General features: G+C 64.6%; 22 protein-coding genes and 1 pseudogene. 10 read left to right on the top strand and 13 right to left on the bottom strand.

Going from position 1 to position 19,236, the window contains the following annotated elements; translation table 11 throughout:
• From JOZ00_RS22210 to JOZ00_RS22200, 3 genes are all read left to right on the top strand, one after another.
• Nucleotides 1-492, top strand: a 492-nt coding sequence (locus JOZ00_RS22210; protein ID WP_293348088.1) for an SDR family oxidoreductase, incomplete at its 5' end; no start/stop codon positions are given.
• Nucleotides 493-494: 2 nt separating this feature from the next.
• On the top strand, nt 495-1,103 hold the full coding sequence (locus tag JOZ00_RS22205) for a TetR family transcriptional regulator (RefSeq protein ID WP_293348085.1): 609 nt from the start codon (nt 495-497) through the stop codon (nt 1,101-1,103).
• 78 nt (nt 1,104-1,181) lie between these two features.
• Nucleotides 1,182-1,418 (top strand): hypothetical protein, encoded by a 237-nt coding sequence (locus JOZ00_RS22200; protein ID WP_293348082.1) that lies wholly within the window; start codon nt 1,182-1,184, stop codon nt 1,416-1,418.
• Here JOZ00_RS22200 and JOZ00_RS22195 read toward each other — a convergent pair.
• Nucleotides 1,415-2,281, bottom strand: coding sequence for a 3-hydroxyacyl-CoA dehydrogenase family protein (locus JOZ00_RS22195; protein WP_293348079.1), 867 nt, complete (start codon nt 2,279-2,281; stop codon nt 1,415-1,417). The two genes, JOZ00_RS22200 and JOZ00_RS22195, sit on opposite strands and share 4 nt — an antisense overlap.
• Before the next feature lie 156 nt (nt 2,282-2,437).
• On the opposite strand from JOZ00_RS22195, the gene JOZ00_RS22190 reads away from it, so the two are divergent.
• Nucleotides 2,438-3,829 (top strand): HNH endonuclease signature motif containing protein, encoded by a 1,392-nt coding sequence (locus tag JOZ00_RS22190; RefSeq protein ID WP_293348076.1) that lies wholly within the window; start codon nt 2,438-2,440, stop codon nt 3,827-3,829.
• An 8-nt stretch (nt 3,830-3,837) separates the two neighbouring features.
• Here the strand turns inward: JOZ00_RS22190 and JOZ00_RS22185 are convergent, their stop codons facing one another.
• Complete coding sequence (locus JOZ00_RS22185) at nt 3,838-4,611, bottom strand: SOS response-associated peptidase (protein WP_293348073.1); 774 nt, start codon at nt 4,609-4,611, stop codon at nt 3,838-3,840.
• A 97-nt stretch (nt 4,612-4,708) separates the two neighbouring features.
• On the opposite strand from JOZ00_RS22185, the gene aroA reads away from it, so the two are divergent.
• Together aroA and rsgA are read left to right on the top strand one after the other, a co-directional pair.
• A complete protein-coding gene (gene aroA, locus JOZ00_RS22180) occupies nt 4,709-5,995 on the top strand; it encodes a 3-phosphoshikimate 1-carboxyvinyltransferase (protein WP_293348070.1) in 1,287 nt (428 codons plus the stop codon).
• The gene (gene rsgA / locus JOZ00_RS22175; RefSeq protein WP_293348067.1) at nt 5,992-6,972 is read left to right on the top strand and encodes a ribosome small subunit-dependent GTPase A; all 981 of its coding nucleotides are present in this window, start codon (nt 5,992-5,994) and stop codon (nt 6,970-6,972) included. Before aroA ends, rsgA begins: the two co-directional genes overlap by 4 nt.
• Here rsgA and JOZ00_RS22170 read toward each other — a convergent pair.
• Nucleotides 6,969-7,448 (bottom strand): helix-turn-helix domain-containing protein, encoded by a 480-nt coding sequence (locus tag JOZ00_RS22170; protein ID WP_293348064.1) that lies wholly within the window; start codon nt 7,446-7,448, stop codon nt 6,969-6,971. The genes rsgA and JOZ00_RS22170 overlap by 4 nt on opposite strands.
• Before the next feature lie 108 nt (nt 7,449-7,556).
• Between JOZ00_RS22170 and JOZ00_RS22165 the strand changes: the two genes are divergently transcribed.
• Nucleotides 7,557-8,738, top strand: coding sequence for a thiolase family protein (locus JOZ00_RS22165; RefSeq protein WP_293348061.1), 1,182 nt, complete (start codon nt 7,557-7,559; stop codon nt 8,736-8,738).
• 111 nt (nt 8,739-8,849) lie between these two features.
• Here JOZ00_RS22165 and JOZ00_RS22160 read toward each other — a convergent pair whose 3' ends face one another.
• Both JOZ00_RS22160 and JOZ00_RS22155 read right to left on the bottom strand, forming a co-directional pair.
• Nucleotides 8,850-9,296, bottom strand: coding sequence for a hypothetical protein (locus tag JOZ00_RS22160; protein ID WP_293348058.1), 447 nt, complete (start codon nt 9,294-9,296; stop codon nt 8,850-8,852).
• Nucleotides 9,297-9,430: 134 nt separating this feature from the next.
• A complete protein-coding gene (locus tag JOZ00_RS22155) occupies nt 9,431-9,910 on the bottom strand; it encodes a hypothetical protein (protein ID WP_293348055.1) in 480 nt (159 codons plus the stop codon).
• 80 nt (nt 9,911-9,990) lie between these two features.
• On the opposite strand from JOZ00_RS22155, the pseudogene JOZ00_RS22150 reads away from it, so the two are divergent.
• A pseudogene (locus JOZ00_RS22150) lies at nt 9,991-10,241 on the top strand (steroid 3-ketoacyl-CoA thiolase); the annotation flags it as partial.
• A 41-nt stretch (nt 10,242-10,282) separates the two neighbouring features.
• Here the strand turns inward: JOZ00_RS22150 and JOZ00_RS22145 are convergent.
• The 4 genes from JOZ00_RS22145 to JOZ00_RS22130 form a co-directional block, all read right to left on the bottom strand.
• On the bottom strand, nt 10,283-10,615 hold the full coding sequence (locus JOZ00_RS22145; protein ID WP_293348052.1) for a DUF732 domain-containing protein: 333 nt from the start codon (nt 10,613-10,615) through the stop codon (nt 10,283-10,285).
• A 98-nt stretch (nt 10,616-10,713) separates the two neighbouring features.
• Nucleotides 10,714-12,186: an ACR3 family arsenite efflux transporter gene (gene arsB, locus JOZ00_RS22140; RefSeq protein ID WP_293348049.1), complete on the bottom strand. Its 1,473-nt coding sequence runs from the start codon at nt 12,184-12,186 to the stop codon at nt 10,714-10,716.
• Complete coding sequence (locus JOZ00_RS22135; protein WP_293348046.1) at nt 12,183-13,421, bottom strand: MFS transporter; 1,239 nt, start codon at nt 13,419-13,421, stop codon at nt 12,183-12,185. Before JOZ00_RS22135 ends, arsB begins: the two co-directional genes overlap by 4 nt.
• Nucleotides 13,422-13,439: 18 nt before the next feature.
• Nucleotides 13,440-13,925: an ArsI/CadI family heavy metal resistance metalloenzyme gene (locus tag JOZ00_RS22130; RefSeq protein ID WP_293348043.1), complete on the bottom strand. Its 486-nt coding sequence runs from the start codon at nt 13,923-13,925 to the stop codon at nt 13,440-13,442.
• A gap of 97 nt (nt 13,926-14,022) precedes the next feature.
• Here JOZ00_RS22130 and JOZ00_RS22125 point away from each other — a divergent pair, with 97 nt between their 5' ends.
• Nucleotides 14,023-14,382: an Rv2640c family ArsR-like transcriptional regulator gene (locus JOZ00_RS22125; protein ID WP_293348040.1), complete on the top strand. Its 360-nt coding sequence runs from the start codon at nt 14,023-14,025 to the stop codon at nt 14,380-14,382.
• Between the two features lie 44 nt (nt 14,383-14,426).
• On the opposite strand, the gene JOZ00_RS22120 is transcribed toward JOZ00_RS22125, so the two are convergent.
• From JOZ00_RS22120 to JOZ00_RS22110, 3 genes are all read right to left on the bottom strand, one after another.
• Nucleotides 14,427-15,908 carry an FAD-dependent oxidoreductase gene (locus JOZ00_RS22120; RefSeq protein WP_293348038.1) on the bottom strand — a complete coding sequence of 494 codons (1,482 nt, stop codon included), beginning with the start codon at nt 15,906-15,908 and terminating at the stop codon, nt 14,427-14,429.
• A gap of 92 nt (nt 15,909-16,000) precedes the next feature.
• Complete coding sequence (locus tag JOZ00_RS22115) at nt 16,001-16,909, bottom strand: metal-dependent hydrolase (protein WP_293348036.1); 909 nt, start codon at nt 16,907-16,909, stop codon at nt 16,001-16,003.
• A gap of 4 nt (nt 16,910-16,913) precedes the next feature.
• Nucleotides 16,914-18,053 (bottom strand): hypothetical protein, encoded by a 1,140-nt coding sequence (locus JOZ00_RS22110; protein ID WP_293348033.1) that lies wholly within the window; start codon nt 18,051-18,053, stop codon nt 16,914-16,916.
• 108 nt (nt 18,054-18,161) lie between these two features.
• On the opposite strand from JOZ00_RS22110, the gene JOZ00_RS22105 reads away from it, so the two are divergent.
• Entirely contained in the window at nt 18,162-18,788 is a 627-nt protein-coding gene (locus JOZ00_RS22105; RefSeq protein ID WP_293348030.1) for a TetR/AcrR family transcriptional regulator, read from the top strand.
• Between the two features lie 57 nt (nt 18,789-18,845).
• On the opposite strand, the gene JOZ00_RS22100 is transcribed toward JOZ00_RS22105, so the two are convergent.
• Nucleotides 18,846-19,236, bottom strand: a 391-nt coding sequence (locus tag JOZ00_RS22100; RefSeq protein ID WP_293348027.1) for an FAD-dependent oxidoreductase, incomplete at its 5' end; no start/stop codon positions are given.

Raw genomic sequence — 19,236 nt, 5'->3', positions numbered from 1 at the left:
GCCGACATGAGCACCATCCGGTCCGACACCGACGTGGTCGACATCGACTTCGAGGTGTGGGACCGGGTGATGGCGGTGAACGTCCGCGGCTACGTGGCCGCCATGAAGTACGCCATTCCGCGGATGCTCGACCGGGGCGGCGGAGCGATCGTCAACATGTCTTCGGCGGCGGCGTTCCAGGGTGAGCCCGCGCGCCCGGCCTATGCCACCGCCAAGGCAGGTATCGGCGCGCTCACCCGGCATGTCGCGTCGCGGTGGGGCAAGGAGAACATCCGCTGCAACGCGGTGGCGCCGGGGTTCACCGCGACCGAGGCCATCCGTTCCGTTCCGCAATGGCCGGAGCTGCAGGCGGGCGCGCTCAAGCGGATCCGCGGAACTCGCGTCGGCGAACCCCAGGACATCGCCGCACTCGTCGCCTTCCTGCTGTCCGAGGAGGGTGCCTGGATCAACGGTCAGGTCGTCAACATCGACGGCGGCACGGTTCTGCGCTGACCATGGCGACGGCAACCCGCAAACGGGACGGCGACGAACGGCGACGAGCGCTGTGCGACGCCGCGATCCAAGTGCTGGCCGAGCACGGGTCGCGCGGCCTTACCCACGGGCAGGTTGACCGCTACGCGGGAGTTCCCGAGGGCACGACTTCCTACTACTACCGAACCCGCACTGCCCTGCTGCGCGGCGTCAGCAAGCGGGTCGCGGAGATCGATGTCACGAACCTGCAGTCGGTGATCGACGAGCCCCTCGACCCGCTGTCGCCCTTCGCACATCTGGCCCGGCTCACCATGTTCCAGGCCGACGGACCCGGCCTGATGCTGAACAGGGCGCGGCATGAATTGCTGTTGGGTGCGGCGCGCGATCCCGATCTGGCCGAGACATCGCAGGTCTTCGTCACGCGGGTCAACCGGATGACCCGGGACGCGATCGCTCATCTGCAGCCGGGCAACGACCCGGCCCTGCTGGCCGCGCAGACGGCGGCGGTCACCACATTCATCGCGGGGGTGTTCACTCGCCTCGCCGCGGGCGACCGCACGATCTACGACGCCGAGCAGCTCACGCATCTGCTGCAGGCCGTCGCCACCGCCGTTTCTTTGCAGCAAACCTAAGCGTTAAGGCAAAACGCCTGTGCAGTTCCTCGAATCCGCATACCGTTATGGCCGGTTCGTGCGCCGCACGAGGATTGGATGGAAATGAAGCGATTTGCCGCCGCAGGTCTGCTGGCGCTGGCTGGGTTGCTGACGGCCGGGGTGGGCATCAGCACCGCCGACACGATTCAGACCGAGGGGAACTACCAAACTCGCGAGGCTTGCCAGAACGCCGGTCCGGGCGTGAAGGCGACCACGCCGGGGAACTGGAACAACTTCTGGTGCGTACCGGATCGTAACGTCAACGGCAACTGGAAACTGGTTCTGAGCAACTAGTACTTGTAGAAGCCCTCGCCGGTCTTGATGCCGAGCTTGCCCGCGTCGACATAGGACTGCAGCAACTCGCGCACGTTCTCCGGCAGGTGCGGAAACTCTGCGGCGTAATGGTTCTCGATGTCGAGTACGACGTCGAGACCGACCAGATCCATCATCTGAAAGGGCCCGGCCGGGACGCCCCAGTTGACCTTGAACAAGCCGTCGACGTCCTCCGGGCGGGCGACGCCCTCGGCAACGACGGCCAGCGACTCGCGCTTGATGGCCGCCCAGACGCGGTTGAATATGAAGCCGGTGCACTCCTTGCGCGCCTCAAAGGGATGGACGCCGAACTCCGGCAGCACCGCCAGCAAGGTGTCGAGCAGGCCGCGGTCGGTCTCACCATCGGACATCAGGTCGACGCCGTTGATCTCCGGCGGCATGTAGAAGTGGGTGTTGCACAATCGCGTTTTATCCCGCACGTTTTCGGCCATCAGCCGCGACGGGAATGACGACGAGTTGGTCGCGAAGATGGTGTCCGCCGGGGCGGCGCGGTCGATCTCGCCCCACAGCGGAATCTTGATGTCGAGCCTCTCCGGCACCGATTCCACCGCCAGCCACGCGCCGTCCAGCGCCTCTTCGAGCGTCGCAGCACCGGTTGCGGTGCCGAGCTCACCAAACCCTCTGTTCTGCAACACCTTCGGTAGATTGTCCGCAACGTATTGCGTCGCCTCCGCGCGCTGTTCGGGGCGACGGGCATAGATTCGCACCGCTCCCCCGCGGCTGGCCATCATCAGCGCGATGCGCCTGCCCAGCGTTCCCGCGCCGATCACCGCCACCGGGCGCTTCCGGATGTCGTCGAATGTGTAGGTATACAAGCCAGTCACATCCGCATGCTAGCCCGCCGCTACGGCGCAAGGATTGTTGGCGAGCCACGGAAGATGAGCGGGGGTTGTCTCTAGCCGACAAGGCGCTCAAAACACTTGTGTCGCAGTGGTTTCAGGCTTCCGAATTTTGTCGGTGGGCTCCGATAGCTTGACGGTATGACTTCAGGCGGCATCATCGATCGGGACGCGATCACGGCGGCCTTCGATGTGCTCGATGACGCAGTCGACGTCGTCGGCGATCTCAGCTTCGACGCGTTAGTCCCCCGAGAATGCCTGGCGCTCTTGGAGCGCTGCGAGAAGATGCGCCGGCGGCTCCCGGTGGCCGAGCACAAGCTGATCAATCAGCTCGCCCGCCAGGCCACCCCAGAGGAGCTCGGCGGCAAGCTATCTCACGCGGTGGCCGAACGGACGTTGATCAGCCGCGCCGAAGCCTCGCGCCGCATCCGGGACGCCGCCGACCTGGGACCAAGGAGCGGGCTGACCGGGGAGCCCTTGGCGCCGGTACTGGCGGGCACCGCCGCCGCGCAGCGAGCGGGAGACCTCGGAGCCGGTCAGGTGGCCGTCATCCGCCGGTTCTATTACCAGCTACCGGGCTGGGTCGACGATGCCACCCGCGAGCGCGCCGAAGCCGACCTGGCCAAGCAGGGCACCCAATATCGGCCCGAACAGTTGGCCGCGCTGGCCGACACGCTCGCCGATTGCATCAACCCGGATGGGACGTTCACCGACGAGGACCGGGCGCGCCGCCGCGGCCTGACCCTGGGTAAGCAGGAGTCGGACGGCATGTCGCCGCTGCGCGGGTGGCTTAACCCCGAACTGCGCGCCACCCTGGAAGCCGTGCTCGCGAAGCTGGCCTCGCCGGGCATGTGCAACCCTCTCGACGAAACCCCCTGCGTGGACGGCGCTCCCAGCCAGGACGGCATCGACCGCGACGCCCGGTCCAATGCTCAGCGCAACCACGACGCGCTGGGCGCCGCGCTACGCGCGTTGCTGGCCTCGGGCGAGCTGGGCCAGCACAACGGACTGCCGGCCTCCATCATCGTCACCACCACGCTCAACGAACTCGAAGCTGCAGCTGGCAGGGGTTTGACCGGCGGCGGCACCATCTTGCCGATGAGCGATGTGATCCGCCTGGCCCGGCACGCCCGTCACTATTTGGCGATCTTCGACAAGGGCAAGGCGCTGGCGCTGTATCACACCAAACGACTCGCCTCTCCGGGGCAGCGAATTGTGTTGTACGCGAAGGACCGCGGCTGCTCGGCACCCGGTTGCGACGTGAAAGGCTATTACTGCGAGGTCCATCACGTCACCGACTACGCCAAGTGCCACACCACCGACATCGACGACCTCACCTTTGCTTGCGGCGCTCAGCACCGTCTCCTGCAACCCCGCGGCTGGAGCACCCGCAAGAACGCCCGCGGCGACACCGAATGGATCCCGCCCCCGCACTTGGACCGCGGCAGGCCGCGGGTCAACACCTTTCATCACCCAGAGAAGCTGCTGCGCGATGGAGACGACGATGAAGACGGCAGCGCGGGAGCAGCATGAACGCCGGGCTAGAGGAGTTTCATCTGTTCGGCCTCCGGCTCGGCCGGTTCGAGCAGCTCAGGGCCGTTGTTGCGCACGCTGTTCACCAGGGTCGACACTTCGCGCATGCGAATGTCGTGCACGTCGGGCGTACTGCACAGCAACTTGTCGTCGATCGGGGCATCCGGGTCCAGCCAGCGGTCCCAATCGCGCTCACGCAACATCAGCGGCATCCGGTCGTGAATCTGCGCGAGTTCCCCGGGCGCATCGGTCGTGATGATCGTGCAACTCAGCAGCGGCGAACCCTCCTTGGTCGGCTTCCAGACCGACCACAGCCCCGCCATGAACAGCGGCTCACCGTCTTCGCGGTACATGAAGAACGGCGTCTTGCGGGACTTCTTCCCGGCGTCGGTGTCCGGATTGGCCCGCCATTCGTAGTAGCCGTCCATGGGGATCAGGCAACGCTTGGACTTCGCGCTCGACCGGAAAGCCGGCGACGTGGTGACCTTGTCCGCGCGGGCGTTGATCAGCATCGGCCCCTTGTTTTCGGGTGCGCCGTCGGAATTCGCCTTCACCCACGGCGGAACCAGCCCCCAGCGCATCAGCCGCACCCGCCGCGTCGGCTGGTCGTCGGGCTCGGTGTGCCGACTGACCACGGTCGCGATGGTCGACGTGGGGGCCACGTTGTAGTTGGGCTGGTAGTTGGGCGCGGTATCGGGCGCGGCGCCTGTGGCCTCGTCAATCGCCTTAATCTTTTCGGCCAGCAGCGCCGGATCGGTGGTGACCGCAAACCGTCCACACATATGTCCCATGGTGGCAGAGCCACCGACACACACCATAGTGGCAGAGCCACAGAGTCCTAATTGGTTGCAGAACGCGGTGACACGCAATGATGGACCGGTGAGCATGTGGACCGCCCCCACCGCACCCGGACCGGTGCGCGCGACGGTGACCGTTCCGGGCTCGAAGTCGCAGACCAACCGGGCGCTGGTGCTGGCCGCGCTGGCGGCCGCGCAGGGCGGGGACGCGCCAACCCTGAGCGGGGCGCTGCGCAGCAGGGACACGGACTTGATGATCGGGGCGCTGCGCACCCTGGGCCTGCGCGTCGACGGGGCCGGGTCCGAGCTGACGGTCAGCGGTGAGATCGCCCCCCCGCCCGACGCGCGGGTGGACTGCGGCCTGGCGGGAACGGTTCTGCGTTTCGTTCCGCCACTGGCGGCGCTGGCCGAGTCGGTGGTCGAGTTCGACGGCGACGAGCAGGCCCGCATTCGGCCGATCGCACCGCTGCTGGACGCGCTGCGCGGTCTCGGAGTACGGATCGAGGGAGACAGCCTGCCGTTCCGGGTGCACGGCCACGGATCGCTCGCCGGCGGCACCGTCGCCATCGATGCCTCGGCGTCTTCGCAGTTCGTCTCCGGACTGCTGCTGTGCGCGGCGTCGTTCGCCGAAGGGCTGACCGTGCAGCACACCGGCGAGGCCGTGCCGTCGGCCCCGCACATCGCCATGACGGTGGAGATGCTGCGCCAGGCCGGGGTCGACGTCGACGACTCAGTGCCCAACCGCTGGCGGGTGCACCCCGGCGCGGTCGCGGCCCGGCACTGGGAGGTCGAGCCGGATCTGACGAACGCGGTTCCGTTCCTGGCGGCGGCGGTCGTCACCGGCGGGGCGGTACGCATCACCGGTTGGCCGTCGACCAGCGTGCAGCCCGCCGACAACATCCTGGAGGTTTTCGGCAAGCTGAATGCCGTTGTCATCCAGAGTGATTCAACTCTCGAGGTGCAGGGTTCGACCGGCTATGACGGGTTCGACGTCGACCTGCGCGCCGTCGGCGAACTGACACCGTCGATGGCGGCGCTGGCCGCGCTGGCGACCCCGGGATCGGTGTCCCGGCTGAGCGGTATCGCGCACCTACGCGGCCACGAGACCGATCGCCTCGCCGCGCTGAGTGCCGAGATCAATCGCCTGGGCGGCGACTGCAGCGAGGCGCCCGACGGTCTGGTGATCACTGCGAAGCCACTGCGGGGTGGTGTCTGGCAGGCCTACGCCGACCACCGGATGGCGATGGCCGGCGCGATCGTCGGGCTCCGGGTACCCGGGGTCCAGGTGGACGACATCGGCGCCACCAGCAAGACGCTGCCGGACTTTCCGCAGCTGTGGGCACGCATGCTTGGAGACCCCAGCGTTTGAAGCCCGGCGATTACGACGAGTCCGACGTCAAGGTCCGATCCGGAAAGGGGTCGCGACCGAGGACCAAGACTCGTCCCGAGCACGCCGATGCCGAAGCCGCGATGGTGATCAGTGTCGACCGTGGCCGCTGGGGATGCGTGCTGGGGGGCGACCCCGAGCACCGGGTGGTGGCCATGCGGGCCCGCGAGCTGGGCCGCACCCCGATCGTCGTCGGCGATGACGTCGATGTCGTCGGCGACCTGTCCGGGCGCCCCGACACCCTGGCCCGCATCGTGCGGCGGGGCGATCGTCGAACGGTGTTGCGGCGCACCGCCGATGACACCGATCCGACCGAACGCGTGGTGGTCGCCAACGCCGACCAGCTGCTCATCGTGGTGGCGCTGGCCGACCCGCCGCCCCGCACCGGCCTGGTCGAGCGGACGCTGATCGCCGCGTACGCGGGCGGCCTGACGCCCATCCTGTGCCTGACCAAGACCGACCTCGCCCCGCCGGAGCCATTCGCCGAGCAGTTCGTCGATCTGGATCTCACCGTGGTCGCCGCCGGCCGCGACGATCCCCTGCTCGTCGTCGCGGATCTGCTCACGGACAAGATCACCGTCCTGCTCGGGCATTCCGGCGTCGGCAAGTCCACGCTGGTGAATCGCCTGGTGCCCGACGCCGCCCGGACCGTCGGCGAGGTGACCGAGATCGGCAGGGGCCGGCACACTTCCACGCAATCGGTCGCTTTCCCACTGGGTAGCGGCGGATGGGTGATCGACACCCCCGGCATCCGCTCGTTCGGGCTGGCGCACATCCAGCCCGACGACGTGCTGATGGCGTTCTCGGATCTGGCCGAGGCGATCGAGGATTGCCCGCGCGGCTGCGGGCACATGGGCCCACCGGCCGACCCCGAATGTGCGCTCGACGCGCTGACCGGCCCGGCCGTTGGGCGTGTCGCCGCGGCCCGACGACTGCTGGCCGCGCTGAGGGAGACCTAGCGTTCGGGAGACTTGGCGAGGCGCATGCCGAGCTCGTCGGGAGGGACCAGATGGCCTTCCGCGCAACGGATTTCGACGCTTGCCTCGGCTCCGCAGCCCAGATGGGTCAGCCGTAGCCGATTATGGCCGGGCAGGTGGTGTCTTCCCCACTCGAACATCGCCCAGACCACCGGCATGAAATCGATGCCGGCCTGGGTCAACACGTATTCCTCACGACTGCGCTGTCCGGACTCCTGGTAGGGCTGCCGCGTCAACAGACCGAGCTCGACCAGCTCGGCCAGCCGCGCCGAGGCGGCCGCCTTGGTGATGCCGACCCGGCGGGCGAAGTCATCGAATCGCGTGGTGCCGTAGTACGCCTCGCGCATGATCAGCATCGCGGACTTGGTGCCGACGACCGCCATCGTCTTCTCGATCGCGCATTGTCCGACGGCCGACCATTTCTCGCGGTTCGCCAGCGCGCCTTGCAGAAATGTCATCTAAATCACCTCCCGTCTGGGTTGATTTTAGTATACCTAGGCGTTTTGCTGGGTATATCGAGTAATACCCAGGCAGGGACTCAACAGGCAGGGACTCAAGGAGGAGCCATGACTCAGGGCCGAGATGCCGTCATCGTCGGAGCCGTACGCACCCCGGTCGGCAAGGGCAAGGCCAGCGGTGCGCTGCACGACGTGCTGCCCGCCGATCTGCTGGCGCACAGCCTGCGGGAATTGGTGGCACGCGCGGGCGTGGACCCCGCGCAGGTGGACGACGTCATCGCGGGCGCGGTCACCCAGGTCGGCGACCAGGCCGCCAATATCGCACGCAATGCGCTGTTGGGCGCCGGATTCCCCGAGTCGGTTCCGGGTGTCAGCATCGACCGGCAGTGCGGCAGCAGCCAGCAGGCCATCAGCTTCGCCGCCCAGGGCGTCATCGCGGGCGCCTATGACCTCGTCATCGCCAGCGGCGTGGAGTCGATGAGCCGCGTTCCGATGGGGACCCAGGTGCTGCCGGGCAGCAACCCGATGGGCGAGGACATGACGCGGCGTTACCCCGAAGGCCTGGTGCCGCAGGGCATCAGCGCCGAATTGATCGCCTCGAAGTGGGGCTTCTCGCGCACGCAGCTCGACGAGTTCTCCGCCGGTAGCCACGACAAGGCGGCCCGGGCGACCAAGGACGGCTTGTTCGACAACGAGCTCATTCCGATCGCCGGACTGTCGACCGACGAGATCGTCCGTCCCGGTACGACCGTGGACACGCTGTCCGCCCTGAAGCCGGCGTTCTACAGCGAGGCGATGAAAGAGCGCTTCCCGCAGATCAATTGGGAGATCACGCCCGGCAACTCGTCACCGTTGTCCGACGGCAGTGCCGCCGTGCTGATCACCACCAGCGAGACGGCCAAGAAGCTGGGGCTGCGCCCGTTGGCCCGGATCCACACCACCACCGTGGTGGGCTCCGACCCGCTGTACATGCTCACCGGCGTCATCCCGGCGACCGAAAAGGTCTTGCGCCGTGCGGGTTTGACGCTGTCCGACATCGACCTGTTCGAGGTGAACGAGGCGTTCGCGCCCGTCGTGCTGGCCTGGGCCAAAGACACCGGCGCCGATCTGACCAAGACGAACGTCAACGGTGGCGCGATCGCGATCGGACACCCGTTGGGCGCCAGCGGTGCTCGCATCATGACGACGATGGTCAACGCTTTGGAGCAGCGTGGCGGGCGGTACGCGCTGCAGACGATGTGCGAGGGCGGCGGCATGGCCAACGCCACCATCATCGAGCGGCTGGGCTAAAGAAGGCGCTGGACCTATGTATGCCAGTTACGTGCCTGCAAGCCGCTGGCAGACGAACTGACCAAACTCGGTCGAATTCCACTGCGTCCAGCGAGGTGGCTGGGAATTGCCCTACCTGGCGAGCAGCTTGCCGACCCTGGCGGCGACGGGAATTCGCTGGGCCAGGAGCACTCCGCCGACAGCGAAATCACGGGGCCGGTAACGATGGAACCGCACGTTGACCGCGTCTATGTCCTCGACATCGAGCAGCCGGGCCAGCACCTCGGTCAGCTCGCGGGCGATGATCTTCTGACGGCGTAGCGACAATCCCCAGTCGCTGAACTCCACTGTGACATCCCGCGCGCCGCTATCGGCCATCATGGCGCCCCCGATGGCTAACCCGTCTGGGTCGTAGGGGGTGAATTGGACAGTGGTCCGAGCTCGCATGTCCTCTGCGGTCGGACGACCACGGCCCGGCGGCGGGGTCAGCAGCCTCACCACCAGGTCGGTCAGTTCGACGGCGATGCGGCGGCGTTGCGCAGCATCAATTGGCGGGCTAGTCAAACGCAGGTACGGCATGCTTCCAGATATAACAGCTTGGAACAGATCACCGAACAACTTTTCGGCCGCGTAAGAGCAAGGCGGTGTCAGCTATAACACCCGGCCACCACAGGCCGGATCGCTTTATCTGGCCGACCGGTTCCGCGACGGCTTTATGCGTCGGGAGTCAACCGGATGGCAGCGAGACTGAGCCGACCGACCGCGTCGGCGAAATCCTCGGGGGCCGGTATCTGCTGATCACGGAACTTCAGTCCCATTGTGCGCTGCGGGAACCTGGTGCCGTACGACTCTAAGGACCGCCGGTAGAGATCCGCGACAATCGCACGGTCTTCAATCAATTCGCCGCGCACTGTCGTCGTCTTTCCGGCATGCAAGACCCGGGCGGGCGCGCCTTCCCGGAAGTTGTGCTTCCAGCGTCCGTTGGTCAGTGCATACAAGGCGTTGTCGATCCGGTGGGCGGTGAATGGGATCGCATACGGCCTGCCTGTCTTTCGTCCCGTGAAGCTCAAAACCATCAGTTGCTTGCGGGCCATGCCCTTGAACGGAGTGCGCAGCAGCAACCGCACGATGGGGTTGACCACACGAAGCAGCGCGGCGGGGTAGTGCGCCTCCGTGATAGCGGGTTCTGTCATGACAACACCGTAGAACTGATCGACCTCGTGCCTTCTCAGTGGCCGCGCCGCTACCAACGCGCTATGAGCTACGGAAGAAGCTATTCGTGGTGAACGAGGTGTTCGCGCGCGCGACGTGCTGGCATGGGCTCACGACACGGGCGCCGACCTTGCCAAGACCAATGTCAACGGTGGCGCGATCGCGATCGGACACCCGTTGGGCGCCAGCGGCGCTCGCATCATGACGACGATGGTCAACGTTTTGGAGCATCGTGGTGGTCGCTATGCCTTACAGACGATGTGCGAGGGCGGCGGCATGGCCAACGCGACCATCATCGAGCGGTTGGGGTAATTGGGTGAGCTAAGAGGCCGGACTAAGAGCCGGCGGCGAAATCAGTCGAACTTGTTGGAGTACTGCGAGCAGTAAGTCCCCGTCGCCGCTCCCATGATCTTGGCGACGGATGTGTCGGCCAACTGTGGCATAGCGGACTTCGCATCGGCGAGCGTCTGCTCAAATGTGAACCCCTTGGACCAGTCCCCACAAACCGCATGTCCGATCTGGAGCATCGTTTGGTCCGAGCCGCTGGGCCAGGTGATGCCCTTGTCCTTAAGCGTTTGCAGGTAAGCGTCATCCATCGAGTCCGCGCTCACAATCGGGGCGGTGATGACTGCGAAACCGCTCAGGACTGCGGCGATCGCGCCGGTCAATCGTGCGGTCTTATTCATTTATCGGCTCCTCGGTGTGGACTACTTCTTGTAATCCCCCCGGGCGCTGCGCAATCAGACTAACTGGATTTCGCCGGCTAGCAAGAGCAACGCGTCCATCATTGAGCCACTGGGCTGATGCCGAGCTGGTCGAGGAGATGATGAACCCGCAACTCGATGGCGTCGCGGATCGAGCGCACCTCGTCCAGCCCGAGGCCGGCCGGGTCGGCCAATTCCCAGTTCTCGTATCGCTTGCCGGGAATGTACGGACAAGCATCACCGCAACCCATTGTCACGACGACGTCGGCGGCCTGCACGATGTCATCGGTCCAGCGCTTGGGGCGTTCGCAGGTCATGTCGATACCGACTTCGGCCATGACCGCCACTGCGGCAGGGTTGATCTCATCGGCGGGTTCAGACCCGCCCGAGTACACCGACGCTCGGCCAGCGGCAAGGTGTTTGAAGAACGCCATCGCCATTTGGGAGCGGCCCGCATTGTGGATGCACAGGAACAGCACGATGGGCCGGTCGCGTCGGAATCGGTGACGCAATGCCAGCGACACGTAGACCAACGCGACAAGCACCGGCACTTCGATGAGTGGGCCGACGACACCGGCGAGCGCTTGGCCGGAGGTAGCGCCGAAGGTGGCGATGGCGACCGCGATGGCCAGTTCAAAGTTGTTGCCGGCAGCGGTAAATGCCAGCGTCGTCGTGCGCTGGTACCCCAGGCCAAGAAGTGCGCCGACGATGTAGCCGCCACCCCACATGATCGCGAAATAGCCGAGCAGAGGCAGTGCGATTCGGACGACATCGACTGGGCGGCTGATGATCTGGTCGCCTTGGAGGGCGAACAGGATGACGATCGTGAACAGCAGGCCGTACAGGGCCCACGGACCGACCCTGGGCAAGAATGTGGACTCGTACCAGCCTCGGCCCTTGGCCTTCTCGCCGAACCGTCGCGAGAAGTATCCCGCAAGCAGCGGGATACCCAAGAAGATCAGCACGGAATTCGCGATCTGCCAAGGCGATGTGCTGATCGCGGTCTGCGGCAGACCAAGCCAGCCGGGCAGTACGGCCAGGTAGAACCAGCCGAGCACCGCGAACATAACGACCTGAAAGACCGAGTTCAAAGCAACGAGTACCGCCGCGGCTTCACGGTCGCCGCAGGCCAGGTCGTTCCAGATGATCACCATCGCGATGCAGCGAGCCAGACCTACGATGATCAATCCGGTTCGGTACTCGGGCAGATCGGGCAACAAAAGCCAAGCCAGCGCGAACATCAGCGCTGGACCGATGACCCAATTCAAGAGCAGAGAGCTGAGCAGCAGTCGACGGTCGCCGGTCACGGAGTCCAGACGGTCGTAGCGGACTTTGGCAAGGACCGGGTACATCATGACCAGAAGGCCCAGCGCGATGGGCAGTGAAATCCCGTCGACCTGTACATGATTCAGGTCGGCATTCAGTCCCGGTACGAAACGACCCACCAGCAATCCGGCGGCCATTGCCATGCCGATCCATAAGGGCAACAAGCGATCGAGCAACGAAAGCCGGTCAACTACGGCGGGGTGCGCGGCTGAGTGGGTTGACGTCATGCCGATACCTCCACGGCAGAGCCGTCGATGCCCGCGCCAACAGTTGCCGAGGGGTTGCCGGCGATGCCGATAACGGCGCCCACCGCGCCAAGAGCTCCGAGGACCAGAAACATCGGAGCGTATCCGCCGAGCCCGCTCGCAAGTAGCGAACCGATCCATGGACTCGCCGCCGTGGCAAGCGTGACTGGCGCCGACAGGACTCCACTGAGGTGTCCGTAATGCGCGGGGCCCCAACGTTCGGTGACTGCAGTGGCCTGTAGCAGCGTCATGATGCCGCGCACGAAGCCCGCGAAGACCGCGATGACAACCAGCGCAGGCGCTGAGCCCACCATGCCTAGAAGCGCCGTTGTCACAGCCACTCCGGCAAGGATGACCACGGTTCGCGCTCGGACGCCGAATCGCGCGAGCAGCAGCCGATACCCCAGCCGGCCAAGCACTTGGCCAACGCCACCCAAACCGATTGCGATGGCGGCCATTTGGACAGCAACCCCACGCTGAGTCATCAACGGCATCAGGTTGACGATTACGGCATAAGAGGCGCAGGCGGCCAACGTCAGCGCAACCGTGAGTGCCACAAACGGCCGGCTGCGTGTGATGCGGCTGGGCGGCTCGGCTACGCGGTGCCCTATCGTGGGTGGCCATGGCTGGCGGAGACCGAAAAAATGCGCCGGAATGGTGATGACTGCCAGCAGCACAGCCAGGACGAGATAGGTTGCGCGCCAATCCAGCCGGTTGGCCAACGCGGCGGTCAGCGGTGCGAACACCGTGCTTGCCAGTCCGGCCACCAGCGTGAGAATGGTCAGGGCACCAGCGTGGCGCGGACCGAACCAGCGGGTCAACGCGGCGAACGCGGGCGGATACAACACTGCCCCCATCGCCACGCCCGCCACTATCCACGCGGCCGCGAACCACGCAAAGGTCGGAGCCAGCGCAACACCTACCAATGCCAACGGGCCGATTACAGCGCCGACGGTCATGACGCCGTGGGGACCATAACGATCCAGCCGTCGGCCCACAGCGATCCCCACAATCGCCGAAGTCACCAATGCTGCGGAAAATGCGGCCGTGACCTCCGGCGACGACCAGCCCGTCCGATCAGCGATCCGCACCGACAAGACCGAGAAGCCGTAGTACAGAACGCCCCAACTGGTTATCTGAGTCAGGCACAACGTAAATAACGCCCAACGCAGCCCCGTCTCACTCGGCCCGATGCTCGGTGCTGATGAGGTACACATCCTGTCGTCAGGACCCGATCAGCAGCACGACGTCGTCCGAGCGGCAGGTTGGCCCGCTTCCGCCGGGGACGAGCCGCCGCAGCAGCCGCAACCCTCGGCCGTTCCGCCCTCGGCATGCTCCGGGCTTGCGCCGAAGGTCTCAGCGTCGGCCAGCACCGTGTACACCTCCCACCTCTCCCCGCCGGGTCCACTCACCCAAACCTTGTCTTGCGTCGCGAAGCAGCAAGTGGTGCCTATTTCTTCGTCGGTGAACATGCCCTCGTGGGTGAGACGGGCGATTTCGTCGTGGACGACCTGGCTGGACTCCACTTCGATGCCGAGGTGGTTGAGAGTTCCACCGCAACCAGGGTTTTCGATGAGAACCAGTTTCAGTGGCGGCTCGGTCACCGCGAAGTTGGCGTAACCCGGTTTCACTTTGGCCGGCGCTGTGTTGAAGAGCTTCGAGTAGAAGGCGATCGCTTCGTCGAGGTCGTCGACGTTCATAGCGAGTTGCGCACGGGCCATAACGGCTCCTACCTCTGCGACATATATCGAACTTATGACGCCACCGATCTTGCCACCTCTTCGATATATGTCAACAAGGTATGGCAGAATGATTTACATGCCGAAGACCTTGCCCGTGGTGGACATGACAGCGCCGCTGCGCTGCTCGCCGGTGGCCGCCGGGCCCATCGATGACGATGCTGCGCTGGACATTGCGCTGCGGTTGAAGGCTCTGGCCGACCCGGTGCGGGTCAAGCTCGTCTCGCTGCTGTTCAGTTCGGACGCCGGCGCGGTATGCGGCTGCGACCTCGCGACGGCGGTCGGACTCAGCGAGTCAACGGTGAGTCATCACCTGAGTCAGTTGCGTCGAGCGGGGATCGTGGAGTCTGAGCGGCGCGGGATGAATGTCTATCACCGGGCTCGCCGGGAGTCGCTCGTCGCGCTGTGCACGGTTCTCGACCCGAACTGCTGCCAATAAGCCGTTATCTCAAGCAAATTGGGCTGGGCGAACTCTCCGCCAAATCACGTTGCGGCGCTGGGTGCGCGCTCCTCGCCCAGCGGACCGCAACGAATGTCGAAGCGCTCCCGGACTGTGTCAAGGACATGCCGCTGGCGCTCGCGTTCTCGCCGGTGCGTGAGCATGAACCGCATCATGCCCGGCAGGCGGCGCGGCAGCGGATACCACTTATCGAAATCGAGGCCGTTTTCGTTGAATACGCGGCTGGGCACGTTGTCGTAGATCAGGCTGAGGTTGTGCTGGACGAGCGCGAAGAGTACGTACGGAAATGCGACCGGCGCCTTCTGCCGCAGGCCCTTCCAGTCGATTTCGTAGAGCGGAATCTCACTGAGCTTGTCCATGAACAGCAGGTGGCCCAGGAAATACCCCATGAACGCGGGCAAGTGCAGTATGGCCGACCGCACGTTGATGGAAACTACTGCGCCACTTGGCGATACGTAAGGCTCGTACGGGTATTCGTCGAGGAATTTGACGTATCCCGTGCAGTTGACGACCCAACTGCCCGGTTGGATCGTCTTCCTCGACCCACTCCGGAACACCAAATCGGTCGCTCCATTGCGATCGACTGCGTCCTCGAGATAGTCCATCACGACATCGTTCAACCCCGCGGAGATCGTGCGGTTCTCGGCCTCCGACAACACTCCCAACACGAAGTTGTCCGCCTGGGGGGTCAAGAAGGTGCCATGCGTGGACCGGTACCAACTGCGGACGTCTGATTCGTTCGTGCCGTCGTACCGGCGACTCAGCTCTGTAGCCAGGGCGCTCGGCGGTGCGCCCTTCCACCACCGCCCGGGGCCGCTCGGCAACAAGGTGTCGCGACAGGAGAAGAACGTCCCTTGGCCGGCGACGAGATTTACCTCGCGACCGGGGTATGTGGTGATCAATGCATGTGCGGTGTCCATCGCTGTTTTTCCGCCACCGATGACCCACACCGGCGCGTCGCTTTCCCTGATGTCGCCCGCCCTGACGTCGCAGTAGTCGGGCGACACCGAATGGACGCGGGTGCTGGAGATGTCGAGCGGTTCGTTCGGTGTGACTCCCAGGCCATAGGCTTTGATCAACCGTTTGGCGTTGACCTCGAGCACCCGCCCATCGGCAGCACTGGCGATGACCCGCACGATTCCGTTCGCTTCTTTTTCCGACTGGAATTCCCAGCCGAAGTACTCGTCGACCTGCACGCGATCCCGTATCACGTCGAGGCAGTGCTGAAAATGGTCGAGCACCTCGCCCTTGGTCGCCAAGTAAGCGCGATCCTTACCCAGGGTCCACTCGATGTTGCCCGCGGTGAACATCGGATGTGGCTGATGCAGGCGCACATACGAGTACACATCGACCCACATGCCCCCGACGCGAGGCCGACGATCGATCAGGATCACCTTGTCGTCCCGCGACAGGTATCGGCTCGCGGCAAACAGGGCATTCAACCCGGCGATGCCCGCTCCGATGATGCAAACGTCGCAGGTCTCTGGGGCTTGGGACGCGGACATCAGACCACCTTTCCTCGAACCGGTGGCAATTATCTGTCCGTAGCACGGCGCCGCGATAGAGTAATCGACTACTTGAAGATCGCTGCTGTCAGCTACGTGGCGAGTTGGCTGGAATACCAGTGGCATACGTCGTCGCCGCGGTTGTAGCGCCTCAGCCAGCGGTCGGCGAACGTCGGAAGAGGTTCCTTCGCAGGGTTGTGTATTGGCGTCTGGCTCATCAACACTCGCGCGGCGGTAGCGAGCTTCTGCTTCCATGGCACCGTGTTCAGGGCTGGTTTTGTGCGCTCCCCCCGCCTGGACATCGGGTCGCGCAGCTTGGCGAGAAGGCCGCTGAGAGGTCTGAAATCGCGTGCGTCTACACCGCGTTCGGACAACGGGACATTGGCGTTGATTCCCTCGAACACAGCGGTGGAAACCTGCATCAGGTGCTTGACGACTCGCGGCAGGGCACGCAGTCGGTACAGGTTGTCACCGACGACGGCGTCATAGATGATCAGCGCCGAGCTGCGGTGTTCGACCTCTTCGACGAAGTGCCACATCAACAGTGATGCCACTCGTTCGTCGCCGGGACGAAACAGCGTGGCCTCGTTGTCGAGCAGCATCTTGAAGAATGGTGTGAACGTAGCTTCCAGGTCCGCGACGTAGGCCAATCGGAAGTTCAGCGGAGTCGTATCCGTCAGGTGGTCATACAGCGCGACGGCCCCGTCGAGAGTCTCCTGGAGGCCGGGATGGCTGCGGATCAGCGCGCGGAGGTGCTGACGGTGCGCGTTGGCGTGTTGTGCCTCCTGCCGCAAGAAGGCTTCCGCTTCGTTGGCGACTGCGCTGTCGGTGATGTGCGGCATGGCCTCCCTCACCGCGGAGACGAGCATCTTCTCGAAGCAAATGGCCATGATCGAGACCATGTTCATGTAGGTCGAGAACGCCGGGTTGTCTGCGTTCCAATTGAACGGTACGTCGCCGTCGAGGTCGAAGCGGATGCGTCGAATCTCTAACTCTGTCATGGTATTACCTCGCGACCGGTTGGTGCGTTCGACGTGCGAGAGTCGATATACGGCTGCCGCGGGTCGTGACTGACATGGTCAGCGCAGCGGCGAGCAGCAAGCACACCGTCGCGTAAACCAGGTTCCCCGTGGGTGTTCCGGCAGCCGTGCGGCCGTTCGAGGCGTTCAGGTAGGCCGGCAGGGCCGACAGCCACAGGGACCCGATCACGATCAAGAATGCAGACCCGAAGATTCCGACGAACACATTGGGCGCGTTCGGCGTGACAGCCGAGTTGCGCCACTGGCGCCACATCACGGGAACCGCCACCACGGCGAACGCGGCGAGAATGACGAAGTACGCAAGCCGTCGCAACGCACTATCGGGATTGTCGCCACCGGCCAGCAGAATCGGAACGTTGGCGACCATCAAGCCCACCGGAACCAACACTGCAACACCGAATGTGCGGCCGACTAAGGTAATTCGACTCAGCGATCGACCGCGCTCAATCGGGCGAGTCACCAGAAGTTGCGCAAACAATGCGACACAGGCCGGCCCGACGGTGGCGAAGAGCAGGACGCTGCTCATGGGCACCGAGGCCAGCATCGGATGGTTGATCGCGTTGTCGGTGTTCCACGCCCACCAGCGAAGTTGCGGACCCAACTGGTCGAAGATTTCGTAAAAACAGTTGTGCACGAATCCCACGCACACCGCGCCGACGACCGCGCTCCAGTCTCGAAATACGCCCAGGCTACGCACCACTTCATACGCCAACGTCATCATCGCGGGGTAGAGCGCGACGATGTAGATCGGCAGGCGGTCATACATGAACTGCACCGTGAAGACGTTGTGCGCAAAGACCGCACCGATGCTTTCGTCGACGCCGAAGATGGTCGGAAAGTACAGGGGCGGTTCGACGATGAGCAGGTAGATCACCGTGGCAAACCAGATCACGATGTTGGTGGGATCCCGGTCGCGGCGCAGGCGACGAATCGCCCACCAGAGCGCCAGGACCGCACCCGCGACGACCAACAGCTCAAGCACCGGCAACGTCCAATTGGCCAACTGAAACGGGTTCCTCAGCGTTACCCAGGCCGAGGCATGCTCGCAGCTGAACCCCAGGCGGTTGGCGATGCGTTCGATGTCGTCGCTGCACTGACCGCTCATGAATGTCCTCGGTTGCAGGAACTTATCGAAAGGCTGACGATACATTTCAAGCAAGAGTGTGTCGCCGATGTCCAGCCTTCAGCCCCAGCGCATGCTTACATTGCTGCTATGCGGACCCACGGATGGCAGGGTGAGCCACCGAGCAGCGACGAGGACGCCGTCGCCCGGATTGTGGCGGCAGCCGATCGATGCGTACGACGCCGCGGTGGACAGACCACTATCGCCGATGTCGCGGTCGAACTTGGCGTCAGCAGGAAAACTGTGTACCGGTACTTCCCCAGCACAACCGCGTTGCTCCACGCGGCAGCAACTCAGGGCACGCGGAGATTCTTGGAAACCATGGCCGAACGATTGAGCGCGATCGATGACGTCGCTGAGGCAGTCGTCGAAGGCGTCGTCCTGACCATCACCGAAGTGCCTAACGAGCCATACCTCCAACTACTTCTCGAAGAGCCATCGCACGCACTGCTGCGCAGCGTGACGTCGGAGACCGCGCGTCGCATCGGGCAGTCCGTTCTGGTTGAGAACACGGCAATCGACTGGGAGCGAACGCCGATGGCGTCGCAGACTTTGGACGAATTGGTCGAATGGGCGCTGCGCGCCGTGCATTCCTTCATGTCCAACCCGAGCGACCCGCCGCGAGACGCAGACGAACTTCGCGGCTACCTCCGTCGCTGGCTGGCGCCGGCGATCAGGGAATGCGTCGAACGCCCGGCATCCGAGACCCTCAGTTGACGGGCCTCCAGAAGCGAGTGGCGCTGTGCGCGGTCTTCTTGATCTGGACTGCTGCCGCTAACCGGCCAATATTCGTGCGGCAGCCCTGCTTCCGGCAAGCACCGCCGATTCCTGCGAGGGCAGGGCCATGTAGTCGCCCGCAATCTGAACCGTTGAGTCGGCCGGGTAAGCATCGAGAAGTCTTTGTAGGGCTTGGTAATAGCCGACGTCGGCATGGTTGGCCGCATACGGCCACCGTTTGAGTCGAGCACTGCGATAGTGGTCGCGCAGCTCGGGGAAGAGTCGCTCGATCAGTTCTCGTGCGGTGTCGGTCAGCCGGTCGTCGCTCCAGTCCGCGAAGTCGATATCCGGCTGGTCGGGGAAGAACGCGGTGATAAGGCTGGTGCCCGCCGGGGCGCGGTCGGGCGCCTTCACGTGTTCGAGGAACAACGTGCCGATCTCGGCGGAG

The sequence above is a fragment of the Mycobacterium sp. genome, from assembly GCF_019243155.1.
Lineage (GTDB): Bacteria > Actinomycetota > Actinomycetes > Mycobacteriales > Mycobacteriaceae > Mycobacterium.
The sequence above is the reverse complement of the archived record's forward strand: the minus strand, read 5'-3'. Positions and strand labels throughout refer to the sequence as shown.

Bases quoted from the DNA above. Each gene is read 5' to 3' on its own strand.
- JOZ00_RS22205 (WP_293348085.1), top strand. From the start codon at position 495: ATGGCGACGGCAACCCGCAAACGGGACGGCGACGAACGGCGACGAGCG.
- JOZ00_RS22200 (WP_293348082.1), top strand. From the start codon at position 1,182: ATGGAAATGAAGCGATTTGCCGCCGCAGGTCTGCTGGCGCTGGCTGGG.
- JOZ00_RS22190 (WP_293348076.1), top strand. From the start codon at position 2,438: ATGACTTCAGGCGGCATCATCGATCGGGACGCGATCACGGCGGCCTTC.
- JOZ00_RS22185 (WP_293348073.1), bottom strand. From the start codon at position 4,611: ATGTGTGGACGGTTTGCGGTCACCACCGATCCGGCGCTGCTGGCCGAA.
- JOZ00_RS22170 (WP_293348064.1), bottom strand. From the start codon at position 7,448: ATGACATTTCTGCAAGGCGCGCTGGCGAACCGCGAGAAATGGTCGGCC.
- JOZ00_RS22165 (WP_293348061.1), top strand. From the start codon at position 7,557: ATGACTCAGGGCCGAGATGCCGTCATCGTCGGAGCCGTACGCACCCCG.
- JOZ00_RS22160 (WP_293348058.1), bottom strand. From the start codon at position 9,296: ATGCCGTACCTGCGTTTGACTAGCCCGCCAATTGATGCTGCGCAACGC.
- JOZ00_RS22155 (WP_293348055.1), bottom strand. From the start codon at position 9,910: ATGACAGAACCCGCTATCACGGAGGCGCACTACCCCGCCGCGCTGCTT.
- JOZ00_RS22145 (WP_293348052.1), bottom strand. From the start codon at position 10,615: ATGAATAAGACCGCACGATTGACCGGCGCGATCGCCGCAGTCCTGAGC.
- arsB (WP_293348049.1), bottom strand. From the start codon at position 12,186: ATGACGTCAACCCACTCAGCCGCGCACCCCGCCGTAGTTGACCGGCTT.
- JOZ00_RS22135 (WP_293348046.1), bottom strand. From the start codon at position 13,421: ATGTGTACCTCATCAGCACCGAGCATCGGGCCGAGTGAGACGGGGCTG.
- JOZ00_RS22130 (WP_293348043.1), bottom strand. From the start codon at position 13,925: ATGGCCCGTGCGCAACTCGCTATGAACGTCGACGACCTCGACGAAGCG.
- JOZ00_RS22125 (WP_293348040.1), top strand. From the start codon at position 14,023: ATGCCGAAGACCTTGCCCGTGGTGGACATGACAGCGCCGCTGCGCTGC.
- JOZ00_RS22120 (WP_293348038.1), bottom strand. From the start codon at position 15,908: ATGTCCGCGTCCCAAGCCCCAGAGACCTGCGACGTTTGCATCATCGGA.
- JOZ00_RS22115 (WP_293348036.1), bottom strand. From the start codon at position 16,909: ATGACAGAGTTAGAGATTCGACGCATCCGCTTCGACCTCGACGGCGAC.
- JOZ00_RS22110 (WP_293348033.1), bottom strand. From the start codon at position 18,053: ATGAGCGGTCAGTGCAGCGACGACATCGAACGCATCGCCAACCGCCTG.
- JOZ00_RS22105 (WP_293348030.1), top strand. From the start codon at position 18,162: ATGCGGACCCACGGATGGCAGGGTGAGCCACCGAGCAGCGACGAGGAC.